The organism is Mangrovicoccus algicola (assembly GCF_014903745.1).
Classification (GTDB): domain Bacteria; phylum Pseudomonadota; class Alphaproteobacteria; order Rhodobacterales; family Rhodobacteraceae; genus Mangrovicoccus; species Mangrovicoccus algicola.
The window spans coordinates 99,809-122,122 of sequence record NZ_JACVXA010000005.1 but is presented as its reverse complement, the minus strand read 5'-3'; the positions used below and the strand labels follow the sequence as shown (position 1 = coordinate 122,122).

Sequence of the window (22,314 nt, the reverse complement as noted above, 5' to 3'; positions counted from 1 at the left end):
CTTCGCGGGCAGCATAGCACAGGGGATGTCCTGGGAAGATCAGGCCGGGCATGCGCCCGGCCTGATTTATTGTCGCGTCGCGCGATCAGTGGTCGATCGCCGCGCCTGCGCCGCGCGGGATGCGCACCGAGGCGACGAGGTCCTGGATTTCCTGGGGCGGCTCCTCGGTGGAGCGCGACACCAGGATGGCGGTCGCGAAGTTCAGCATCGCACCCACCGCCCCGAAAGAGGTCGACTTGATGCCCAGCAGCAGCGGATCCGCATCCGTGAAGGAGTTGGTGTCCGGGATGAACAGCCAGCCCTTGTGCAGGAAGATGTAGACCAGCGTCACGCCCAGCCCGACCAGCATGCCGGCGACGGCACCCTTGTCGTTGATGCGCTTGGAGAAGATCCCCATCATCAGCGCCGGGAAGATCGAGCTGGCGGCCAGGCCGAAGGCCAGGGCAACGGTCTGCGCGGCAAAGCCGGGCGGGTTGATGCCCAGATAGGTGGCCACCGCGATGGCCACGGCCATGGCGATCCGCGCGGTCAGCAGCTCGGATTTCTCGGACATGTCCGGGGTCAGCTGGCCCTTGAACAGGTCATGCGACACCGCCGAGGAAATCGCCAGCAGCAGGCCCGCCGCCGTCGACAGCGCCGCCGCCAGGCCGCCGGCCGCGATCAGGCCGATCACCCAGCCGGGCAGGTTGGCGATCTCGGGATTGGCCAGGACGAGGATGTCGTTGTTGATCGTCAGCTCGTTTCCGGTCCAGCCCGCCGCCGTGGCGCGTTCCTGCAGCGCGGCCGACTTGTCGTTGTAGTACTGGATCATGCCGTCGCCGTTCTTGTCCTCCAGCGCCAGCAGCCCGGTTTTCTGCCAGTTGGCCATCCAGTCATAGGCCGGGTCGGTTTCCACCTGTTCCAGCGTGACCGCATCGCCCGAGGTGCCGTTCGGCCACATCTGGTCCGTGATGTTCATCCGCGCCATCGCGCCGACCGCCGGGGCGGTGAGGTAGAGAAGCGCGATGAAGACCAGCGCCCAGCCGGCCGACCAGCGGGCATCGGCAACGCGCGGCACGGTGAAGAACCGCATGATCACATGCGGCAGGCCGGCCGTCCCGATCATCAGCGACAGGGTGAAGAGCACCATGTTCAGAAGGTCGGTCTGGCGTTCGGTATAGGTGGAGAAGCCCAGCTCGGCGACGATCTGGTCCAGCCGCGCCAGCAGCGGCTCGCCCGAGGCGACGTGATCGCCGAACAGCCCCAGCGCCGGGATCGGGTTGCCGGTGAGCTGCAGCGAGATGAAGACCGCCGGGATGGTATAGGCGGTGATCAGCACGATGTACTGCGCCACCTGCGTGTAGGTCACGCCCTTCATCCCGCCGAAGACGGCATAGGCGAAGACGACGACGGCACCGATCAGGAGGCCGGTGGTGTTGTCGACTTCCAGGAAGCGGCCGAAGGCCACGCCCACGCCGGTCATCTGGCCGATCACGTAGGTCACCGAGGCGACGATCAGGCAGATCACCGCGACCAGGCGCGCGGTCGGGCTGTAGAAGCGGTCGCCGATGAATTCCGGCACGGTGAACTTGCCGAATTTCCGCAGATAGGGCGCCAGAAGCAGCGCCAGCAGAACGTAGCCGCCGGTCCAGCCCATCAGATAGGCCGAGTTGTCATAGCCGACGAAGGCGATGAGACCCGCCATCGACAGGAAGGAGGCCGCCGACATCCAGTCGGCCGCCGTGGCCATGCCGTTGGTGATCGGGTGCACGCCGCGCCCGGCGGCATAGAATTCCGAGGTGGACCCGGCGCGGGCCCAGATCGCGATGCCGATATAGAGGGCGAAGGAGGCCCCCACGAACAGCAGGTTTAGGGTGAACTGATCCATCTGTCCCGTGGTCCCTTATTCCTCGACGCCGTAATCGCGGTCGAGCTTGTTCATCCGCCAGGCGTAGAAGAAGATCAGCGCCAGGAAGACCAGGATCGACCCCTGCTGGGCAAACCAGAAGCCCAGGTCGGTGCCGCCGACGGATATGCCGCTCAGCAGCGGCCTGAGCACGATGCCGAAGCCGAAGGAAACCAGCGCCCAGATCACCAGGCATATCTTGATGAGGCCCAGATTGGCCTCCCAGTAGTCGTTGTCAGAATTCTCCGCCATGGCGGTCTCTCCCTTGTCGGTTGCTCCGCGCGCCGCCCGCGGGGGCGGCGGCTCTCCCTTTCCGGGCGGCCCTGCGGGGGGCGCCGGACATGCGGCCGGATCAGGCCCCGGCCTGGCCGCGGGCGGCGCGCAGGCACGCGCCGTCCTGCCGCTTCCCCGCATGTCTTGGGCGACATGTCTTTGTCCGGGAAGCGGATCGTCTCGGTGACTGGTGACAGGGGCCGGGGACGGGGGGCGGCCGCCCCCCTTTTCCGGCTCAGCCGCTGCGGCGGTTCTCGATCAGGTCGTCGACCACGCCGGGATCGGCCAGGGTCGAGGTGTCGCCCAAGGCGCCGTAATCATTCTCGGCGATCTTGCGCAGGATGCGGCGCATGATCTTGCCCGAGCGGGTCTTGGGCAGGCCCGGGGCCCACTGGATCAGGTCGGGGCTGGCGATCGGGCCGATCTCGTTGCGCACCCAGGCGCGCAGCTCCTTCTCCAGCGCCTCGGAGGGCTCCACCCCGTTCATCAGCGTGACATAGCAGTAGATGCCCTGTCCCTTGATCTGGTGGGGATAGCCGACCACCGCCGCCTCGGCGACCTTGGAATGCGCGACCAGCGCGGATTCCACCTCGGCCGTGCCCATCCGGTGGCCCGAGACGTTGATCACGTCATCGACGCGCCCGGTGATCCAGTAATAGCCGTCGGCATCGCGGCGGCAGCCGTCGCCGGAGAAGTAGTAGCCCTTGTAATCCGAGAAATAGGTCTTCTCGAACCGCGCATGGTCGCCCCAGACGGTGCGCATCTGCCCCGGCCAGCTGGACTTGATGCACAAGACGCCCTCGCATTCGGTCTCGGCAATCTCCTTGCCGGTATGCGGATCGAGCACGACCGGCTCCACCCCGAAGAAGGGCAGCGTGGCCGATCCCGGTTTCAGCGCGGTGGCGCCGGGCAGGGGGGTCAGCAGGTGGCCGCCGGTTTCCGTCTGCCACCAGGTATCGACGATCGGGCAGCGGTCCTTGCCGACATGGCGGCTGTACCAGGCCCAGGCCTCGGGATTGATCGGCTCGCCCACCGTCCCCAGGATGCGCAGCGAGGACAGGTCGCAGCCCTCGACATGTTCGGGCCCCTTGCCCATCAGCGCGCGGATCGCGGTGGGGGCGGTGTAGAACTGGGTGACGCGGTGCTTTTCCACGATCTGCCAGAACCGGCTGGCATCGGGCCAGGTCGGCACGCCCTCGAACATCACCGTCGTGGCGCCATTGGCCAGCGGCCCGTAGACGATATAGCTGTGCCCGGTCACCCAGCCGATATCGGCGGTGCACCAGAACACGTCCCCGTCCTTGTAGTCGAAGACCGTCTGCATGGTCATCGCGGAGTAGAGCAGGTAGCCCGCGGAGGAATGCACGACGCCCTTGGGCTGTCCGGTGGAGCCCGAGGTGTAGAGGATGAAAAGCGGATCCTCGGCATTCACCTCGGCGGGGCGATGGCGGTCCTCGGCTTCGGCGTGAAGTTCGCCATAGTCGAAATCGCGGTCGGCGACCCAGGTCGTCTGGCCGCCGGTGCGGCGCACCACCAGCATCTTGACGTCGTCCGGGCAATGCAGCAGCGCGGCATCGGCATTGGATTTGAGCGGCGTCTGCCGCCCGCCGCGCGGGGCGTAATCGGCGGTGATCAGCAGTTTCGCCCCCGCCCCGTTGATCCGCGCCGACAGCGCATCCGGCGAGAAGCCCGCGAAGACGATGGAATGGATCGCCCCGATGCGCGCGCAGGCCAGCATCGCATAGGCCGCCTCGGGGATCATCGGCAGGTACAGCACGACGCGGTCGCCCTTGCGGACGCCGAGATCCTCCAGGATGTTGGCGAACTTGCAGACCTCGGCATGCAGCTGGCGATAGGTGATGTGGCGCGCGGGCTCGTTGGGGTCGTCCGGCTCGAACAGGATCGCCGTCTGGTCGGCGCGCGTCGCCAGGTGACGGTCGACGCAGTTCGCGGCGACGTTCAGCGTGCCGTCGGCGAACCACTCGATCGAGACATTGCCGGGCTGGAAGGACGCATCCTTCACCTTGGTGAACGGCTTGATCCAGTCAAGCCGGGCGCGGGCCTCTTCGCCCCAGAACCCTTCGGGATCGCGGATCGAACGCTCGTACATCTCGGTATAGCGCGCCTCATCCACCAGCGCCGATTCCTGCAGCGCTGCGGAAGGAGGATAGACCCCCTCGACCTTCTCAAGCATGTCTCTCTCCCTGGTCTTCCGGATGCGGCGGGCTCCTCTCCCGCGGGTTGCCCGTGCATCCTTGGCTGGAAGCAAGATTAACACGCCCGTCCTCGGCAGGAATAACTGTCTGAGGAGGCGCGCTTTTTCTGTAAATGCATTGACGAATTTGCCGATGTTTTTGTGAAGGTGTTTTCACATCGGCGGATTGGCGCGCATTTTGAGGACCTTAGCGGGAAGGCGTGGAGGACGTCCTGCCCTGCCGCAGGCGGGGCGCCCGCGCGCGGCGGCGATGGAGGCCGGGGGCGACGCCATCGGGGGAGGGCGCGGCGCAGCTTGCGCGATGCGCATGGCGGCCTTGCGCCGGCGGAATGGAGGCAGGGGGGAAGGCGGCGCGATTCGCCTGCAGGGATCAGCCCAGGATGATCCCCAGGACGACGCTCATCAGACCCAGCGCGGAAATCATCAGGGCGGCGAAATTCAGGGCGACGACACGTTTCAGCCGCGCCCGCAGCGCGTCATCCCCGAGCCCCGCGGCGCGGGCCTTCATGGCCATGACGATGCAGGCCACCAGCCCGCCAAGTCCGCAGAGCGATACCGCGGCTCCGATCCAGATCAGCGCTTCCATGGCGGTGCCCTACTTCGACCGGCCGCCGAAGGCAAGCGGGGCTTGCATGGTCAGGGGCGCTCGCTTACCACGCGGGGCCTGTGATCAGGGGAGCCCCATGGATATCGAAGAAGATCAAAAGAGCGACCAGTTCCGCGTGACCGCTGCCGAGCTGCGCCAGTTCATCGAACGGGTGGAACGGCTTGAGGCGGAGAAGAAGGACCTGGGCGAGCAGATCAAGGAAGTCATGGCCGAGGCCAAGGGGCGCGGCTACGACACCAAGGTCATGCGCAAGCTGATCGCCCTGCGCAAGCGCGACCGCGACGACATCGCCGAGGAAGAGGCGGTGCTCGACCTCTACAAGGAAGCGCTCGGCATGGCCTGAGCCCGGCCCGGGGCTGCTGCGCGGCGGCGCCCCGGCCAGATGATTTCTCCCCCGTAAAGACTTTGTTTGCGGTTCGCCGGGTAGCACCGGGAAGGCGGGGCCGGATGCGGGCCCCGGGTTCCGGTTCCGGGGAGGCGCGACCAACCGATGGCGGTATCAGCTAGGCCTATCCGCGTGGCGATCGTGGACGACTCTGCCACGATCCGGAAACTTGTCGCGCTGGAACTCGCGCGGCATCGCGATATCGACCTGGTCGGCGAGGCCGAGCATCCCTACCAGGCGCGGGTGATGATCAAGTCGATCAATCCCGACGTGCTGATCCTCGACATCGAGATGCCGCATATGAACGGCCTCGATTTCCTCAAGAAGATCATGGCGCTGCGGCCCATGCCGGTGCTGATGTTCTCGTCTCTCACCCGGCGCGGGGCCGGGGCCGCCCTGGAGGCGCTGTCGATCGGCGCCGTCGATTGCCTCGGCAAGACCCCGACACTGGCCACCGACGGCACGCTGCAGCAGATCGCGCCGCTGGTGCGCATGGCCGCCGGGGCGACGCTGGCGCAGCCGCGGGTCCAGAATGCGGGGGCGGGAAGCGGGTTCCGCAATCGCGGGCGCATCGTCCTGATCGGCTCCTCCACCGGCGGGGTGGATGCGCTGGAACAGGTGATCGGCGGGTTCCCCGCCGCCTGTCCGCCGACCCTGATCACGCAGCACATGCCGGCAGAGTTCCTGCGCAGCTTCTCTGCCCGGCTCAACGGCATGTGCGCCCCCGAGGTCCGGCTTGCCGAGGAGGGGGCGCCGCTTCGCGAGGGGACGGTCTTCCTCGCGCCCGGCGGCGATTTCCACCTGGCGCTGGACGGAAGGGCGACGCCCGTCTGCCGCCTCGATCCGCGCGACAAGGTCTCCGGGCACCGGCCTTCGGTCGATGTGCTCTTCCGCTCGGCGGTGCCCCATGCGGGGCGCGTCGTGGCCGCGATCCTCACGGGGATGGGCGCCGATGGGGCGCAGGGGATGCTGGAGCTGCGCGGCGCAGGGGCGCGCACGATCGCCCAGGACCGCGACAGCTGCACCGTCTTCGGCATGCCGCGCGTCGCGCTGGAAAATGGCGGGGCGGAGCGGGCGGTGCCGCTGCAGCGCATCGCGCCCACCCTCTTGGAACTGTGCATGCAACCCGGTCTTCAGACCGCCTGAGCAAGGAGACCCCATGGCCGAGGGCCGAACCGAACACATCAATCAGGGCGAATACGCGGTCGGCGCGGATCCCGAACACATGATAACCACGCTACTTGGCTCCTGCGTCGCGGTCTGCCTGCACGATCCGCGCAACCATGTCGGCGGCATGAACCATATCCTGCTGCCCGAGGAGACCGGCGGTGCCGCAACCGGCGCAAGTTTCGGGGTGAACGCGATGGAATTGCTGATCAACGGCGTCATCAAGCTTGGCGCCGATCGCAGGCACCTGGAGGCAAAGGTCTTCGGCGGGGGGCGGATGGTCGCCGGGCTGTCCGATATCGGCAAGCGCAACCGCGAATTCGTCATGCGCTTTCTCGAGGCCGAGCATATCGCCTGCATCGGGGAAAGCACGGGCGGCAATTCCGGGCGGCGGATCCAGTTCTGGCCGCATAGCGGCAAAGCCCGCCAGAAATTCATGGAGGCCGCCTTCACCGAACTTCCCGCCGCCCCGCCCAAGCCGAAAGCCGAGGAGGTCGAGCTGTTCTAGCGCGATCCCGCCCCGGGGGCGGCGAACCGGGGGCGGAACAGGACAGGCGGCCGGAAGGATCGCCCCGGGGCGCCGCGTCCCGGCGTTGCGCGGCGAGGTGTCTGCGATGTGGCGGGCCCGTCCGGAGGCGGACCTGCCCGGTTGCCGCAGGCCGGGTCGCCGGTCGCGGCGCGAAGGGCCTGCGGCAGCGCGGAAGGAAGGGCCTGCGGCAGCGCGGAAGACGGACGGCGGGACCTCGCCCGGGCACGGTCATGAAGCTGGAAATGCGGGGCGGCATGCGGTAGTCTTGCCCCAGACCCGGAAAACCGGGCTGGGCAGACAGGCAGGCTACCATGACAGAAATGGTGTACGGCGCGGCGCCGGTGGTGCGCGGCGATCCGATGATCCCCCGCTGGTGGCGGACCGTCGACAGATGGTCGCTGATCAGCATCATCATCCTGATGGGCATCGGCCTGCTGCTGGGCCTGGCGGCCTCGCCGCCGCTGGCCGAACGCAACGGGCTGGAACCGTTCTGGTACGTCAAGAAACAGCTGATCTTCGGCGCCATGGGGCTGGCCGCGATGCTGGCGGCCTCGGTGCTGCCGGTGACCTCGATCCGCCGCTTCGGCGTCATGGGCTTCGCGATCTGCCTGGCGGCGCTGCTGCTGCTGCCGGTCTTCGGGACGAATTTCGGCAAGGGCGCGATCCGCTGGTACTCGCTGGGCTTCGGTTCGGTGCAGCCCTCGGAATTCATGAAACCCTGCTTTGCCATCCTCTCGGCCTGGCTGATGGCGGCGGCGCATCAGATCGACGGACCGCCGGGGCGGTTCATGAGCTTCTGCGTCGCGGTCCTGATCGTCGGCATCCTGGCGATGCAGCCCGATTTCGGCCAGGCCTCGCTGATCGTCTTCGCCTGGGGCGTGATGTATTTCGTGGCGGGCGCGCCCTGGTGGATCCTCTTCGGGGTGGCCGGGCTGGTGATCGCCGGCGGGGTGGCGGCCTATGAGCTGTCGAGCCATTTCGCCGGTCGGATCGACGGGTTCCTGGCCACTACCGTCGATCCCACCAGCCAGATCGGCTATGCCTCCAACGCGATCCGCGAGGGCGGAGTCTTCGGCGTCGGCCTGGGCGGTGGCGAGGTGAAATCCACCCTGCCGGATGCCCATACCGATTTCATCATCGCGGTGGCGGCCGAGGAATACGGGCTGATCCTGGTGCTGATCATCATCGCGCTCTACGCGACGGTGGTGATGCGCTCGCTGGGGCGGCTGCTGGCCGAACGCGACCCCTTCGTGCGCATCGCGGGCACCGGGCTGGCCTGCGGGCTGGGCATGCAGGCGGCGATCAACATGGGCGTGGCGGTGCGGCTGCTGCCGACCAAGGGGATGACGCTGCCCTTCGTGTCCTATGGCGGATCCTCGGTGATCGCGGCCGGGCTGACGGTGGGGGCGCTGCTGGCGCTGACCCGCAAGCGGCCGCAGGGACGCATGGCGGATGTGCTGGCACGGGCCGACCGGGGATGAGCGGACGGCTTCTGGTGATTGCCGCCGGCGGGACTGGCGGGCACATGTTTCCTGCCCAGGCGCTGGCCGAGGAGATGCTGGCGCGCGGCTGGCGGGTCAAGCTGTCGACCGACGAACGCGGCGCGCGCTATGCCGGGGGATTTCCCGATGCGGTGGAGCGCGAGATCGTGGCCTCCGCCACCTTCGCCCGCGGCGGCGGTCTGGCCAGGGCGGCAGTGCCGCTGAAGATCCTCGCCGGCGTTGCCTCGGCCGCGCAGGCGATGCGCCGCGACCGCCCGGCCGCGGTGGTGGGGTTCGGCGGCTATCCCTCGATCCCGGCCCTGGCGGCGGCCTGGCTGCTGCGCCTGCCGCGGATGATCCATGAACAGAACGGCGTCCTGGGTCGCGTCAACGAGGTCTTCGCCCGTCGTGTACCGGTCGTGGCCTGTGGCACCTGGCCGGCCGTTCTGCCTGCGGGCGTCGAAGGCAAACCCGTCGGCAACCCGGTGCGCCAGGTGGTGCAGGAGCGGGCGGGCGCCCCCTATATCCCGCCCGGCGACTACCCGCTGAGCCTGACGGTCTTCGGCGGCAGCCAGGGCGCGCGGATCCTCTCGGACGTGGTGCCCGAGGCGGTCTGCGCCCTGCCGGAGGCGCTGCGCGCGCGGCTGCGCGTGTCGCAGCAGGCCCGGCCCGAGGACCTGGACCGCGTGCGCGCCGCCTATGAGGCGGCCGGGGTGCAGGCGGATGTGCGCGACTTCTTCGACGACATTCCCGCCCGCCTCGCCGAGTGCCAGCTGGCCATCGCCCGGGCCGGGGCCTCCTCGATCGCCGATATCACGGTGATCGGCCGCCCGGCGATCCTGGTGCCCTTTGCCGCCGCCGCTGCCGACCATCAGACCGCCAATGCCCGTGCGCTGGTCGAGGCGGGGGGCGCGATCCTGATCCCCGAAAGCCGCCTTGACGCCGAGGGGCTGGCCGCGCAGATCGCCGCGATCCTGGGCGATCCCGGGACCGCGATCAAGATGGCCCATTCCGCGCTGGCCGCGGGCCATCCCGATGCCGCCCCCCGCCTGGCCGCGCTTGTCGAATCCATTGCCGGAACCGGCTAACAAGAAGAGGAAGAGCAGATGAAACACTGGGAGGCCGCGATGCACGCCGCCACGAAACTTCCCCTGGGTCTCGGGGCCATCCATTTCGTCGGGATCGGCGGGATCGGCATGTCCGGGATCGCCGAGGTCCTGCTCAATCACGGCTACACCATCCAGGGATCGGATGCGAAGACCTCGAAGATCACCGACCGGCTGGTCTCGCTGGGGGCGAAGGTCTTCGAGGGGCAGCGCGCCGGGAACCTGGACGGGGCCGAGGTCGTGGTGATTTCCTCCGCGATCAAGCCGGGCAATGCCGAATATGACGAGGCGCGCCGCCGCGGCCTGCCGATCGTGCGCCGCGCCGAGATGCTGGCCGAATTGATGCGGCTGAAATCCAATGTCGCCGTCGCGGGCACCCATGGCAAGACCACCACCACGACGATGGTGGCGACGCTTCTGGATGCCGGGGGGATCGACCCGACGGTGATCAATGGCGGGATCATCCATGCCTATGGCTCCAACGCGCGGATGGGGCAGGGCGAATGGATGGTGGTGGAGGCCGACGAATCCGACGGCACCTTCAACCGCCTGCCCGCGACGATTGCCATCGTCACGAATATCGACCCCGAGCACATGGAGCATTGGGGCTCGGTGGAGAACCTGCGCCGGGGCTTCGACGATTTCGTCCACGGCATCCCCTTCTACGGGCTGGCCGTGTGCTGCACCGACCATCCGGAAGTGCAGGCGCTGGTCGGGCGCACCCATGACCGCCGCATCCTGACCTTCGGCTTCAACGCCCAGGCCGATGTGCGCGCCACCGGGCTGCGCTATGAGAAGGGCGTGGCGCATTTCGACATCGCGCTGCCCGATGGCGAACGCATCGCGGGCTGCACCCTGCCGATGCCGGGCGACCACAACGTGTCGAACGCGCTGGCCGCCGTCGCGGTCGCCCGCTACCTGGGGATGGAGCTGGACGCGATCCGCGAGGCGCTGGCCGCCTTCGGCGGCGTCAACCGGCGCTTCACCCGGGTGGGCGAGGCCAATGGCGTGGCGATCATCGACGATTACGGCCATCATCCGGTGGAGATCGCCGCCGTGCTGAAGGCCGCGCGCCAGTCGGTCGAACCGGGCGCCCGCGTCATCGCCGTGCACCAGCCGCACCGCTATTCGCGGCTTTCCTCGCTATTCGAGGATTTCTGCACCTGCTTCAACGAGGCCGACGTGGTCGGCATCGCCGAGGTCTATGCCGCGGGCGAGGCGCCGATCGAGGGCGCGACCCGCGAAAGCCTGGTCGCCGGGCTGATCGGCCATGGCCACCGCCATGCCCGCGCGGTGATGGACGAGGACGACCTGGCGCGGCTGGTCCGCGAACAGGCCCGTCCCGGCGACATGGTCGTCTGCCTCGGCGCCGGCACGATCTCCTCCTGGGCGAACCGCCTGGCGGAACGGCTGAAGGGCTGAATACGGCTGCGGGGCCGGGTCAGGCCTCGCATTGCTCCGGAGTGACGGAGCCGGTCGTGCCCCAGCTGGTGCAATCCTCGGCGGCGACCACCTGCGGCATGCCGTCGGGCGTGGTCGTCGTCGTCGTGCTGGAGGAGGTCGAGTATTCGACGCAGCCCGACAGGGCGGCGGCAAGGGCAAGGCACAGGGCGGCGGGTTTCATCGGCGGACTCCTTCCGGTCGGGGCGGGGCGCGATGGTGCGCCGGGGTGACAAGCTCGTGATGACGAAGTAATCCGGCCCCCATGGAAAGCAACCGCCCCCTTGCCCCGCTCACCTGGCTCCGCGTCGGCGGGCCGGCCGAGAGGTTCTTCATGCCGAAGGACCTCGAGGATCTTTGCGCAACGCTTTCCGGGCTCGCCCCGGAAATTCCGGTGTTTCCGCTGGGCCTCGGCTCCAACCTGATCATCCGCGACGGCGGCATCCGGGGGCTGGTGATCCGGCTGGGGCGCGGCTTCAACGGCATGGAATTTTCCGGGGACCGGGCCGTCCTGGGCGCCGCCGTGCCCGATGCGCAGGCGGCCAAGCGTGCCGCAATGGCGGGGTTGGACCTGACATTCCTGCGCACCATCCCGGGCAGCATTGGCGGCGCGGCGCGGATGAATGCCGGCTGCTACGGCAGCTACCTGGCGGATCACTTCCTCGAGGCGCAGGCGGTGACGCGGCAGGGCGAGGTGGTCACGCTGCTGCCGCAGGACATGGGATTCGCCTATCGGCACACCGACCTGCCGCCCGATCTGGTGATCACGCGCGTCACCCTGGCCGCCGCGCCGGGCGACCCGGAGGCCCTGGCCGCGAAGATGGAGGAGCAGCTGGCCCGGCGCGACGCGTCGCAGCCGACCAGGGACCGCACGGCCGGCAGCACCTTCCGCAATCCGGCCGGGTTTTCCTCCACCGGGCGCGCCGATGACACGCACGAGCTGAAGGCCTGGTCGCTGATCGATGCGGCCGGGATGCGCGGCGCCCGGCTGGGCGGGGCGCAGATGTCGCCGATGCATTCCAATTTCCTGGTGAATGCCGAAGGGGCGACCGCCGCCGATCTGGAAGGATTGGGCGAGCTGGTGCGGAAAAAGGTTTGGGATTTCCACGGGATTGAGCTAATCTGGGAAGTGCAACGGGTGGGCGATCCGCTTTCCGTTCATCCCGAGTTAACCAAAGATTAACCGATCCGGGAATAACCCGGACGGCAGAGCAGTCAGAGGCCGTCAACGGCCCGAGCGAGAGGCAGGGGCATGTCACCAGACCCCTTGGTTGCGGTTCTCCTTGGAGGGCCGTCTTCGGAGCGCGAGGTATCCTTGTCCTCGGGTGCCGAATGCGTGAAGGCGCTGAAGGCCGCGGGCTTTCGCGTCACCGAAATCGATCCCGGCGCCGGGATCGCGGCGCAGCTGGCCGAGGCGGCGCCCGATGTCGTGTTCAACGCGCTGCATGGCCGCGGCGGCGAGGATGGCGCGGTGCAGGGCATCCTCGAATGGATGCGCATCCCCTATACCCATTCTGGCGTGGCGGCCTCCGCGCTTGCCATGGACAAGCAGAAATCCAAGGCGGTGCTGGCCTGGGCCGGGCTGCCGGTGATGGAAAGCCGGATCGTGTCCCGGGATGAGGCCGAGGCGGCGCATGTCCTGCCGCCGCCCTATGTGGTCAAGCCCAACAACGAGGGCTCCTCCGTCGGCGTCTATCTCGTGCAGGAGGGCGCCAACGCGCCGCCGAAGCTGGCCGCGACCATGCCCGCCGAGGTGATGGTGGAAACCTTCGCCCCGGGCCGCGAGATGACGACGGCGGTGATGGATGGCAAGGCGCTGACCGTGACCGACATCCTGACCGACGGCTGGTATGACTACGACGCCAAGTATCGGCCCGGCGGGTCGCGCCATGTCATTCCCGCCGAAATTCCGGCCGAGATCTTCGCCGCCTGCATGGACTATGCCGAGCGCGCGCATCGGGCGCTGGGATGTCGCGGGATGAGCCGGACCGACTTCCGCTGGGACGAGGCGCGCGGGCTGGACGGGCTGATCCTGCTGGAGGTCAATACCCAGCCCGGGCTGACCCCGACCTCGCTGGCTCCCGAACAGGCGGCGCATTGCGGCTATTCCTTCCCCGAGCTCTGCCGCTGGATGGTGGAGGATGCCTCATGTGCGCGGTGAGGTCGCCCCGCGAGGATTACGCGCCCTCGCGCATCGCCTACCGGGTGAACCGCCTGTGGCTGTCGCCGGTCTTCCGGGTGGCGACTCTGTGGCTTCTGCCGATGGCGGTGATCGGCGGCGGCGCCGGGCTCTGGGCCAGCCAGCCGGGATCGCAGGAGCTGATCCAGAACGTGCGCATGGCGGTGATGGCGCGGATGCGCGACCAGCCGGATTTCCAGGTCAAGCAGATGGCCGTGCGCGGGGCGTCCCCCGAGCTGACCCGCGAGATCCGCCGCGTGCTGGCTCTCGAATTCCCCGTCAGCGTGATCGATCTGGACCTCGACGCGATCCGGGTCAAGGTCTCGGCCTTCGACGCCGTGCAGCATGTCGAGGCGCATATCGTGCTGGGCGGGGCGCTGATGCTCGATGTCACGCAGCGCGCGCCGGCGGTGATCTGGCGCAATGCCGGGGGGCTGGCCCTGCTGGACGAGGAAGGCCATCGCGTCGCGCTGGCCGAACGGCGCGACGCCGCTCCCGAGCTGCCCTTGATCGCGGCCGCCGGGGCGGAGCGGGCCATCCCCGAGGCGCTGGCCATCGTCGCTGCCGCGGCCCCGCTGAGGGACCGGATGCGCGGCCTGGTGCGCCAGGGCGAACGTCGCTGGGACGTCGCGCTGACCGGCGGCCAGGTGATCCAGCTGCCCGAGACCGGCGCCGTCGAGGCGCTGGAGCGGGTGCTGGCGATGGACGAGGCGGGCGACCTTCTGGGCCGCGATATCCGCATCATCGACATGAGAAACCCCGCCCGGCCGACGATCCGGCTGGGCGACGAGGCCTTTGCCTATCTGAAGACCCTGCGCGGGCTGGAAAAAGGATGAGCAGCAGATGATCGACCTCTACGAGATCCAGCGGGCGATGCGCCAGATGCGCAAGGCCGCGATGCAGCGGGGCGTCGTCGCGATCCTCGATCTGGGGACCTCCCAGACGACCTGCCTGATCCTGCGCTTCGATGGCGGTCATGTGCCGGGCACGGACGGGGTAGGGCCCCTGGCCGGGCAGTCGCGCTTCCGCGTGATCGGCGCGGCGACGACGCGGTCGCGCGGCATGCGCTTCGGCGAGATCGACGTGATGCAGGAAACCGAACGCGCCCTGCGCACCGTTGTCCAGGCGGCGCAGAAGATGGCGCAGGTGCGGGTCGATCACGCGATCGCCTGTTTCTCGGGGGCGGGGCCGCGCAGCTACGGGCTGGCCGGGCAGATCGACCTGTCGGGCGAGTCGGTGCGCGAGGCGGATATCGCCGCCGTGCTGGCCAGCTGCGAGGTGCCGGATCTGGGGCCCGACCGCACCGTCCTGCATGCCCAGCCGGTGAATTTCGCGCTCGACCACCGGTCGGGCCTGACCGATCCGCGCGGGCAGGTGGGCAACACGCTGGCCGCCGACCTGCATCTTCTGTCGGTCGATGCCGGGGTGGTGCGCAACCTTCTGCATTGCGTCAAGCGCTGCGATCTGGAACTGGCGGGGATCGCCTCCTCGGCCTATGCCTCGGGGATCGCGGCGCTGGTGGAGGACGAACAGTCCATCGGCGCGGCCTGCATCGACATGGGCGGCGGCACCACCGGCATTTCCATCTTCATGCGCGGCCACATGATCTATGCCGACAGCGTGCGCATCGGCGGCGCGCATGTGACCTCGGACATCTCCAAGGGCTTCGGCATCTCGCTGAGCCTGGCGGAGAAGATCAAGTGCTATCATGGGGGTCTTGTGCCCACCGGCCGCGACGACCGCGACATGATCGAGCTGACCGGCGAGACCGGGGACTGGGAACATGACCGCCGCGAGATCAGCCGGTCCGAACTGATCGGCATCATGCGCCCGCGCGTCGAGGAGACGCTGGAGGCGGTGCGCGAACGCCTGGATGCGGCCGGGTTCGAGGCGCTGCCCAGCCAGAAGATCGTGCTGACCGGCGGCGCCAGCCAGGTGCCGGGGCTGATGGGGCTGGCCGCGCGGATGCTGGGCCACCAGGTGCGTCTGGGCCGTCCGCTGCGCGTGCAGGGGCTGCCGCAGGCGGCGACCGGACCGGGATTCTCGGCGGCCGTGGGCCTGTCGATGTTCGCCGCCCATCCGCAGGACGAATGGTGGGATTTCGAGATCCCGGCCGAACGCTATCCCGGCCGCTCGCTGCGCCGCGCGGTCAAGTGGCTGAAGGAAAACTGGTGATCCCCCCGCAGCGGGAGACCCTTTCTTTTCCATGCATGCCGACACGCCCCGCGAGGCTGATCGCGCAGGCAGGACGCCATGCAGCACCCGTGCCCGGATGTACCGGCCGCCGCCATCGATGCGGCCGCCGCGGCGGTGGCGGCGATGTGGCAGGCGGCCCTTGCCGGGCTCTCTGCCGCGCCGGGAACGGGCATCCTGGCCCGACCCAAGCCATGCGACACGCTGGCGGCAAAAGGCGCCCCGCCGCCGCCTTTCCGGTGCACGTATTTAATAGGCGGTCCGGGCTGGCAGCGCGCGGCGCGGCTGTGGCCGGGCGCCGAGCGGCGTGCCGCGCTGGCGGCGGCGGGATTTACGGCATGCCGGGCATCGTGACGCCGTTCAGCGACAGGCTCCGGCCGGGCAGAAGCCCGATCTCGCTGGTCAGCCGGTCCCCGGTGCCATCGCGCGTCGCGACGACGCCAAGCATCATGCGGATGCCGAACATCTGCTCCTGCGGGACGATCCCGGCCTGTCCCAGCGCATCCAGCAGCGCCAGCCCGTTCTCCAGCGCCAGCGACACGGTGCCCACCGGTTCCGGCAGCCCGTCCGCCCCGGTCCCGATATCGAGCGCGCCGGCCCCGGTCAGCGTTGCGCCGCCGAATGCCACGAGGAGGTCGCGGATCTCGAACTGCGACAGCGCCAGCGGCAGGCCGGGGACCTGCGGGGCCGCACCGGGCGCAACCGGGGTGAATGCGGCGCCGAGGTCAAGCAGCAGCCGCCCTGGCGCGCGGTCGATATGGGCATCGGGATCGACCAGCGCCCAGGTGGCCTCGCTGGCGCGGAGCGCCTCCGACTCCAGCCGCATTTCGGCGGTATCGCCGCCGGGGCCGGGCGCATAGGGCAGGTCGAGCTGCGTGCGCATGGCGTCGCTGGAGAACTCCAGCGGGCCGGGCAGCATCCCGGGAAGGCTCACCGTCAGGTTGCTTGTCCCGTAGCGGCCATCGAAATCGCCGCGCCCGTCGGCGATCGCGAAACTGCTGCTTATGTCATTGGTTTCGATCAGAAACGGCAGCTCGGCGATATCGGGCAGCAGAGTCGTTCCCTGTGTCTGCAGGCGCGCGCGGCGGATGTCGCCCGTCAATCGCAGATCCCGGCCGTCCCGGGCTTCGATGGCAAGAGAGCCGGAATGATCCTCTGACAGCGCAGTGTCGCGCGCGATTTCGGTGCCGTCCGAAGATGTCCGGAGCAGGACCCGGCTGGTGCGGGCCGCCTCGTATCCGCCGGTGCCGGTTCCGGCATCCGCGCCCTCGGCGGCCAGCCAATGCGCGGTGATCTCCTCGGCGCTGCCGGTCATCGCGCCGGACTGCAGCGGGGTGGCCTGTTCCTCCGCTTCCATGGCCGACATCCGGCTTTCGCCCGTCCAGTCAAGCCGCGGGGCAGTGAAGTCATAGCGCAGCCCGCCCGGAACGCCGCTTGCCCGCAGGCGGCCCTGGCCCCGGGGGATGGCGATGTCGAGGGCGTAATCCGCGCCGGCGTCGTCGAAGGCGGCGTGATGGCTGATCGCCAGCGGCGCCCCGGCTTGCACGGAGACCGCGCCATCCGCCTCTTCCTGCAGGCGCAGCTCGGGCGCCGAGACCCGCACCCGGCCCAGCAGCCCCAGATCCAGCTCTGCCCCGAGCCCGCCGAGGGTCAGACCGTCCGTGCCCGGCGTCACCGACCGGGCCTGCAGCGTGACCCCCCAGGCCTGCGCGGTGTCCTGCCAGTTCTGCCAGACCCGGCCTGCCGTCACCTCGGCATGGAGCGGCGCGGCGGTCGTCAGCATCAGGGCGAGGGCAGGCAGCAGCGGGCGCATGGGCAAGTCTCCGGATGGGGTTGCCCTTTGCGTATCTTCTGGCAGGGTGCGGCGGAAGTCCGAAAATTCGATGCCTTGCAAAGGAGTGACCATGACCGATCTGACCGGGAAGGCAGTGCTGATCACCGGCGCGAGCCGGGGCATCGGGGCGGCTGCCGCGCGCGCCTTCGCTGCCGCGGGGGCGCGCGTGGCACTGGCGGCGCGTTCGCGCGAGGCGATCGCCGATCTTGCGGGCGAACTGGGACCCGACGCGGTGGCCATCACCTGCGATGTCTCGCGCTACTGGGAGGTGGAGGCCGCCATCGACGCGACGCGCCAGAGCTTCGGGCGGATCGACGTGCTGGTGAACAATGCCGGGGTGATCGAGCCGATCGCCCCGCTCTCCGCCTCGGACCCGGAGGACTGGGGCAAGGCGATCGATATCAATCTCAAGGGCGTCTATCACGGAATGCGCGCGGCCCTGCCGGCGATGATCGCGCAGGGCGGCGGCACCATCCTGACCGTCTCTTCCGGGGCGGCCTCGCGCCCGCTGGAAGGCTGGAGCGCCTATTGCAGCGCGAAGGCCGGGGCGGCGATGCTGACACGCTGCGCGGACGAGGAAGGCCGCGGCCACGGCATCCGCGCCATCGGCCTCAGCCCGGGTACGGTTGCCACCGGCATGCAGGAGCAGATCCGCGATTCGGGCGTCAATGCCGTCAGCCGCCTCGACTGGTCGGAGCATATTCCGGCGGACTGGCCGGCGCAGGTGCTGGTCTGGCTTTGCGGCGCGGAGGCGGAGGACCTGGTCGGCACCGAAGTGTCGCTGCGCGACCCCGGGATCCGGCGCCGCGCGGGGCTGACCGGGTGATCGAGACCGAATGCGGGGGCGATCTGTGGGTCGCCCGCCTGTCCCGCCCGGCGAAGGCCAATGCGCTGACCCGGGCGATGCTGACGGATCTGGCGGCGTTTGCCGAAACCGCGCAGGGACGCGCCCGCGCGCTGGTGCTTACCGGGACCGGGCGGGTCTTTTCGGCGGGGATGGACCTGACCGAGGCGGAGGATCTGGCGGCGGACCCCCTGTGGGAACGGGTATCCGGGGCGGTCGCGGCCTTCCGCGGGCTCAGCATCGCGGCGCTGAACGGCACGGCGGCAGGGGGCGCGCTGGGAATGGTGCTGGCCTGCGACCTGCGCATCGCGGTGCCGGGGGCACAGATTTTCTATCCGGTGATGGCGCGGGGCTACCTGCCGCAGCCCTCCGATCCGGTGCGGCTGGCGCGGCTGGCTGGACCTGGCCGGGCCGCGATGCTGTTGCTGGCGGGGCAGAAGGTGGGTGTCGAGGAGGCGCTGGCCTGGGGGCTCGTGGACCGGGTGGTGCCTGCGGAGGATCTCGACGCGGCATCACGCGATCTGGCGGCGGTGGTACTGGCCGCGGACCCCGCTCATGCAGCGGCGATCAAGGAGATGATTCGCTGAAACGCGGCGGGGGGCGGAGCGGCCGCCCCTCCCGCGCAGGGGATCAGCCGCGCCAGCTGCGGACCGTGCCGCAATCCATGTGCACGAAGTTGGAGCCGTAATAGGACCCGACGCCACCGGCCTGGAAGGAGGCTGCCGCCTGGGACATCTGGCCGACCGAGCGCGATTTCAGCCGCAGGTCGGCGGCCTGGCCCTTCATGTGCAGCGAGTTGCGCGCCACCCCGCTGGAGCGCGAGCGCAGATAGGCGTTGGTCTGCGGCGAGCGGTAGCCCGAGAGCATCAGATAGGGCTCGCTCGTTCCCATGAGGTTGTGCGAGGCCGACATGATGTCCAGCGTCCTGGTATCCATCGCGATGGCCTTGTTCTGCCGCCAGTCGCGCATGAAGACATTGATTTCCTTGAGGGATTCCTTGATGTACTTGCCGTCGATCCAATAGATCACGTCGATCCGCTCGCCGGTGCGCCCCGAATACATCTGGAGTTTCCGGATATCGCCCCCGCCGCGCAGGAAACCCGCGGCCTTGGAATAGGTGGGTGCTGCTGCGACCATGGTCGCGGCAAAGGCTCTGAGTATTGTACGCCTGCTGACGCAGCTTGCGCTGTCGCTCATTTGTAGTCCCCGCTCGATCTGCCTCATTTCGCGACCGGCCGTTCCGGCTCAATTCGCTTTCTGCCTAACAGGGAATTGCCATAGATTTGATGAATCGCAAAGAAAAACCCGGTCATTTCGGGGAACCTTTTCCCTATAAGCATAAATCCGCCGAAAAAGGTCATACCTTAATATGTGGGCTTGATTCTCCCATTCCGGACCGTTCCTGCGCCGCCCCCGTCAATTGCGACCGAAGGCCCCGGGCGCCGGCTTCCGACGATGAGGCGCGCCTTCCGCCGGGGCGGCCTTGCGGATGCGTGTTCCGCGCCCGTGCGGGCCGGGGTATCAATCCCCGGCGCGAGGGGCTAACACGGCCCCGTCACAAGCCCCGGGGGACCCTCATGGACATTCTGCTTTCCGATCTGGCGGCGGCGCTCGATGCGCGGCTGGAAGGCAAGGGCGACATCGCCATCACCGGCGCCGCGGAGCCCGCCGCGGCCGGTCCCGGCGACCTGGCGCTGGCGATGCAGCCCGCCTATGCCGAGGGGCTGCGCACGGGGCGGGCCCGTGCGGCGGTGATGTGGGACGGGGCCGACTGGCAGAGCCACGGGCTGGAGGCGGCGCTGTTCGTGCCGCGCCCGCGCTATGCCATGGCCGGGATCACCCGCGCGCTGGATCCGGGCGCCGCGGTGGCGCCGGGCATCCACTCCGCGGCGGTGATCGATCCCACGGCCGAGATCGGCGAGGGCGCCGCCATCGGACCGCTGGCGGTGATCGGGCCGCGGGTGCGGATCGGGGCGCGCGCGGTGATCTGTCCGCATGTCTCGGTGGCCGAGGACAGCGTGATCGGCGATGACGTGCTGCTTTGCGCCGGCGCCCGGATCGGGCGGCGCGTGACCCTGGGCGACCGGGTGATCGTCCAGCCGGGCGCAGCCATCGGCGGCGACGGGTTCTCCTTCGTGACGCCCGAGAAATCGGCGGTGGAAAACGTCCGCGAAAGCCTGGGCGACCGGCAGGAGACGCGCAACACCGCCTGGACGCGGATCCACAGCCTCGGGGGCGTGGAGATCGGCGACGATGTCGAGATCGGCGCCAATTCGACTGTCGACAGCGGCACGATCCGCGCCACCCGCATCGGCCGCGGCACCAAGATCGACAACCTCGTCCAGATCGGACACAACGTGCAGATCGGCGAGGATTGCCTTCTGTGCGGGCTCGTGGGCATTGCAGGTTCCACCAGGATCGGCAACCGCGTGGTGCTGGCCGGCCAGGTGGGGGTGAATGACAACATCACCATCGGCGATGACGTGGTCGCGGGCGGGGCCAGCAAGATCTTCACCAAGGTGCCCGCGGGCCGCGTGATCCTCGGCTCGCCCGCCGTGGAGATGTCCACGCAGATGGAGATCAACAAGGGGCTGCGCCGGCTGCCGCGGCTCTACCGGGATGTCGCGGCCCTGAAAAAGGCGGTTCAAAAGCCGGGGGAAAGCGACTAGATCACGCGGCAAATCCGCAGAAGGGGTCGGAACATGGCTGATGTGGCAAACAGGGTCATCGGCATCATCGCCGAACAGGCGGTTCTGGACGAGGGCGACGTGAGCATGGATCAGACGCTGGAGGATCTGGGGATCGACAGCCTGGGCCTGGTGGAAAGCATCTTCGCCATCGAGGAAGCCTTCGACATCCAGATCCCGTTCAACGCCAATGATCCCGCTTCCAGCGAGTTCGACATTTCCTCCGTTGCCGCCATCGTGCGGGCGGTCGAGGGGCTGGTGGCGGAACAGCACGCATGAAGCGCGTGGTGATTACCGGCCAGGGGACGATCAACCCCCTGGGCCGTTCGGTCGCCGAGACCACCGAGGCGATGCGCGAGGGCCGCTGCGGCATCGGGGCCCTGGAATTCCGCGATGTGGAGAGGCTGGCGATCCGGATCGGCGGGCAGGTAAAGGGCTATGATCCCGAGGCCGAGTTCAATCGCCAGCAGATCGCGCTCTACGATCGTTTCACGCAATTCACCCTGCTGGCCGCGCGCGAGGCGATCTCCCAGTCGGGGCTGAGTTTCGGCGGAGAACTGGCGGCGCGCTCGGGCGTGGTGCTGGGCACCTCGGGCGGCGGTCTGCAGACCTCGGACGAGAATTACCGCTCGGTCTACGAGGAGGGCAAGAACCGCGTCCATCCCTTCGTCGTGCCCAAGCTGATGAACAACGCCGCCGCAAGCCATGTCTCCATGGCCTTCAATCTCAAGGGGCCGAGCTTCACCGTCGCCACCGCCTGCGCCTCGTCGAACCACGCGATGGGCCAGGCTTTCAACCTGATCCGCTGCGGCATGGCGACGGTCATGGTCACGGGCGGGTCGGAATCGATGCTGTGCTTCGGCGGGGTGAAGGCCTGGGAAGGGCTGCGCGTCATGTCGCGCGATGCCTGCCGCCCGTTCTCGGCCAATCGCAACGGCATGGTCCAGGGCGAGGGCGCGGGCGTCTTCGTCTTCGAGGAATACGAGCATGCCCGCGCGCGCGGCGCCGAGATCCTGGCCGAGGTGATCGGCTTCGCCATGACCTCCGACGCGGCCGATATCGTGATGCCCTCGAAACAGGGAGCCGCGCGGGCGATCCGCGGGGCGGTGGAAGATGCGCGCGTTCCGCTGGAGGCGGTGGGCTACATCAACGCCCATGGCACCGGCACGGCCGCCAATGACAAGACCGAATGCGCCGCCGTGGCGGATGTCTTCGGGGCGCATGCCGACAGCCTGATGATCTCCTCGACCAAGTCGATGCACGGCCACCTGATCGGCGGCACCGGGGCGGTGGAGCTTCTGGCCTGCATCATGGCGCTGCGCGACGGGGTGATCGCGCCCACGATCGGCTATGAGGAGGCCGATCCGGAATGCGCGCTGGACGTGGTGCCCAACGAGGCGCGCGAGGCGAAGGTCGATGTCGTGCTGTCCAATGCCTTCGCCTTCGGCGGCCTGAACGCGGTTCTGGCGCTGCGCGCCGCCTGAGACCG

22 protein-coding genes are annotated in these 22,314 nt (G+C 68.8%); 15 read left to right on the top strand and 7 right to left on the bottom strand.

The genetic code is table 11. The features are described 5' to 3' along the window. Positions 1 to 85: 85 nt before the first annotated feature. The 4 genes from ICN82_RS02750 to ICN82_RS02735 all read right to left on the bottom strand — a co-directional run bounded on the left by ICN82_RS02750 (position 86) and on the right by ICN82_RS02735 (position 4,959). Entirely contained in the window at positions 86 to 1,867 is a 1,782-nt protein-coding gene (locus tag ICN82_RS02750) for a sodium:solute symporter family protein (protein ID WP_193179327.1), read from the bottom strand. A gap of 15 nt (positions 1,868 to 1,882) precedes the next feature. After that, a complete protein-coding gene (locus tag ICN82_RS02745) occupies positions 1,883 to 2,137 on the bottom strand; it encodes a DUF4212 domain-containing protein (RefSeq protein ID WP_193179326.1) in 255 nt (84 codons plus the stop codon). Positions 2,138 to 2,393: 256 nt separating this feature from the next. Next, complete coding sequence (acs, locus tag ICN82_RS02740) at positions 2,394 to 4,352, bottom strand: acetate--CoA ligase (RefSeq protein WP_193179325.1); 1,959 nt, start codon at positions 4,350 to 4,352, stop codon at positions 2,394 to 2,396. A gap of 391 nt (positions 4,353 to 4,743) precedes the next feature. Further along, complete coding sequence (locus tag ICN82_RS02735; protein WP_193179324.1) at positions 4,744 to 4,959, bottom strand: hypothetical protein; 216 nt, start codon at positions 4,957 to 4,959, stop codon at positions 4,744 to 4,746. 97 nt (positions 4,960 to 5,056) lie between these two features. Here ICN82_RS02735 and ICN82_RS02730 point away from each other — a divergent pair, with 97 nt between their 5' ends. The 6 genes from ICN82_RS02730 to murC all read left to right on the top strand — a co-directional run bounded on the left by ICN82_RS02730 (position 5,057) and on the right by murC (position 11,070). Beyond that, positions 5,057 to 5,323: a DUF2312 domain-containing protein gene (locus ICN82_RS02730; RefSeq protein ID WP_193179323.1), complete on the top strand. Its 267-nt coding sequence runs from the start codon at positions 5,057 to 5,059 to the stop codon at positions 5,321 to 5,323. 174 nt (positions 5,324 to 5,497) lie between these two features. Continuing rightward, entirely contained in the window at positions 5,498 to 6,511 is a 1,014-nt protein-coding gene (locus tag ICN82_RS02725; protein ID WP_330998950.1) for a protein-glutamate methylesterase/protein-glutamine glutaminase, read from the top strand. 13 nt (positions 6,512 to 6,524) lie between these two features. Beyond that, the gene (locus ICN82_RS02720) at positions 6,525 to 7,040 is read left to right on the top strand and encodes a chemotaxis protein CheD (RefSeq protein WP_193179319.1); all 516 of its coding nucleotides are present in this window, start codon (positions 6,525 to 6,527) and stop codon (positions 7,038 to 7,040) included. A 332-nt stretch (positions 7,041 to 7,372) separates the two neighbouring features. After that, positions 7,373 to 8,542 (top strand): FtsW/RodA/SpoVE family cell cycle protein, encoded by a 1,170-nt coding sequence (locus ICN82_RS02715; protein ID WP_193179317.1) that lies wholly within the window; start codon positions 7,373 to 7,375, stop codon positions 8,540 to 8,542. Then, the gene (locus ICN82_RS02710; protein WP_193179315.1) at positions 8,539 to 9,630 is read left to right on the top strand and encodes a UDP-N-acetylglucosamine--N-acetylmuramyl-(pentapeptide) pyrophosphoryl-undecaprenol N-acetylglucosamine transferase; all 1,092 of its coding nucleotides are present in this window, start codon (positions 8,539 to 8,541) and stop codon (positions 9,628 to 9,630) included. Before ICN82_RS02715 ends, ICN82_RS02710 begins: the two co-directional genes overlap by 4 nt. Positions 9,631 to 9,669: 39 nt before the next feature. Beyond that, a complete protein-coding gene (murC, locus tag ICN82_RS02705) occupies positions 9,670 to 11,070 on the top strand; it encodes a UDP-N-acetylmuramate--L-alanine ligase (RefSeq protein ID WP_193179346.1) in 1,401 nt (466 codons plus the stop codon). A 19-nt stretch (positions 11,071 to 11,089) separates the two neighbouring features. Here the strand turns inward: murC and ICN82_RS02700 are convergent, their stop codons facing one another. Then, positions 11,090 to 11,272, bottom strand: coding sequence for a hypothetical protein (locus tag ICN82_RS02700; RefSeq protein ID WP_193179313.1), 183 nt, complete (start codon positions 11,270 to 11,272; stop codon positions 11,090 to 11,092). An 81-nt stretch (positions 11,273 to 11,353) separates the two neighbouring features. On the opposite strand from ICN82_RS02700, the gene murB reads away from it, so the two are divergent. From murB to ftsA, 4 genes are all read left to right on the top strand, one after another. Then, on the top strand, positions 11,354 to 12,271 hold the full coding sequence (murB, locus tag ICN82_RS02695; RefSeq protein WP_193179311.1) for a UDP-N-acetylmuramate dehydrogenase: 918 nt from the start codon (positions 11,354 to 11,356) through the stop codon (positions 12,269 to 12,271). A gap of 69 nt (positions 12,272 to 12,340) precedes the next feature. After that, the gene (locus tag ICN82_RS02690) at positions 12,341 to 13,249 is read left to right on the top strand and encodes a D-alanine--D-alanine ligase (protein ID WP_193179309.1); all 909 of its coding nucleotides are present in this window, start codon (positions 12,341 to 12,343) and stop codon (positions 13,247 to 13,249) included. Next, entirely contained in the window at positions 13,237 to 14,103 is an 867-nt protein-coding gene (locus ICN82_RS02685; RefSeq protein ID WP_193179307.1) for a cell division protein FtsQ/DivIB, read from the top strand. Before ICN82_RS02690 ends, ICN82_RS02685 begins: the two co-directional genes overlap by 13 nt. Before the next feature lie 7 nt (positions 14,104 to 14,110). Beyond that, positions 14,111 to 15,442, top strand: coding sequence for a cell division protein FtsA (gene ftsA / locus ICN82_RS02680; protein WP_193179305.1), 1,332 nt, complete (start codon positions 14,111 to 14,113; stop codon positions 15,440 to 15,442). Between the two features lie 349 nt (positions 15,443 to 15,791). On the opposite strand, the gene ICN82_RS02675 is transcribed toward ftsA, so the two are convergent. Then, the gene (locus ICN82_RS02675) at positions 15,792 to 17,273 is read right to left on the bottom strand and encodes a DUF2125 domain-containing protein (protein ID WP_193179303.1); all 1,482 of its coding nucleotides are present in this window, start codon (positions 17,271 to 17,273) and stop codon (positions 15,792 to 15,794) included. Positions 17,274 to 17,364: 91 nt separating this feature from the next. On the opposite strand from ICN82_RS02675, the gene ICN82_RS02670 reads away from it, so the two are divergent. Then, positions 17,365 to 18,120: an SDR family oxidoreductase gene (locus tag ICN82_RS02670; RefSeq protein WP_193179301.1), complete on the top strand. Its 756-nt coding sequence runs from the start codon at positions 17,365 to 17,367 to the stop codon at positions 18,118 to 18,120. Next, positions 18,117 to 18,725, top strand: a complete 609-nt coding sequence (locus ICN82_RS02665) for an enoyl-CoA hydratase/isomerase family protein (protein ID WP_193179299.1) — start codon at positions 18,117 to 18,119, stop codon at positions 18,723 to 18,725. Before ICN82_RS02670 ends, ICN82_RS02665 begins: the two co-directional genes overlap by 4 nt. 43 nt (positions 18,726 to 18,768) lie before the next feature. Here ICN82_RS02665 and ICN82_RS02660 read toward each other — a convergent pair whose 3' ends face one another. Further along, the gene (locus ICN82_RS02660; RefSeq protein ID WP_193179298.1) at positions 18,769 to 19,335 is read right to left on the bottom strand and encodes a YcbK family protein; all 567 of its coding nucleotides are present in this window, start codon (positions 19,333 to 19,335) and stop codon (positions 18,769 to 18,771) included. Positions 19,336 to 19,715: 380 nt separating this feature from the next. Here ICN82_RS02660 and lpxD point away from each other — a divergent pair, with 380 nt between their 5' ends. Genes lpxD through ICN82_RS02645 form a run of 3 tightly spaced genes read left to right on the top strand, consistent with a single transcriptional unit; the run spans position 19,716 to position 22,309 of the window. Continuing rightward, positions 19,716 to 20,807 carry a UDP-3-O-(3-hydroxymyristoyl)glucosamine N-acyltransferase gene (gene lpxD, locus ICN82_RS02655; RefSeq protein WP_193179296.1) on the top strand — a complete coding sequence of 364 codons (1,092 nt, stop codon included), beginning with the start codon at positions 19,716 to 19,718 and terminating at the stop codon, positions 20,805 to 20,807. 33 nt (positions 20,808 to 20,840) lie between these two features. Continuing rightward, complete coding sequence (locus ICN82_RS02650; protein ID WP_193179294.1) at positions 20,841 to 21,104, top strand: acyl carrier protein; 264 nt, start codon at positions 20,841 to 20,843, stop codon at positions 21,102 to 21,104. Continuing rightward, positions 21,101 to 22,309 (top strand): beta-ketoacyl-[acyl-carrier-protein] synthase family protein, encoded by a 1,209-nt coding sequence (locus ICN82_RS02645; protein ID WP_193179292.1) that lies wholly within the window; start codon positions 21,101 to 21,103, stop codon positions 22,307 to 22,309. The genes ICN82_RS02650 and ICN82_RS02645 overlap by 4 nt, the downstream gene beginning before the upstream one ends. Positions 22,310 to 22,314: the final 5 nt, after the last annotated feature.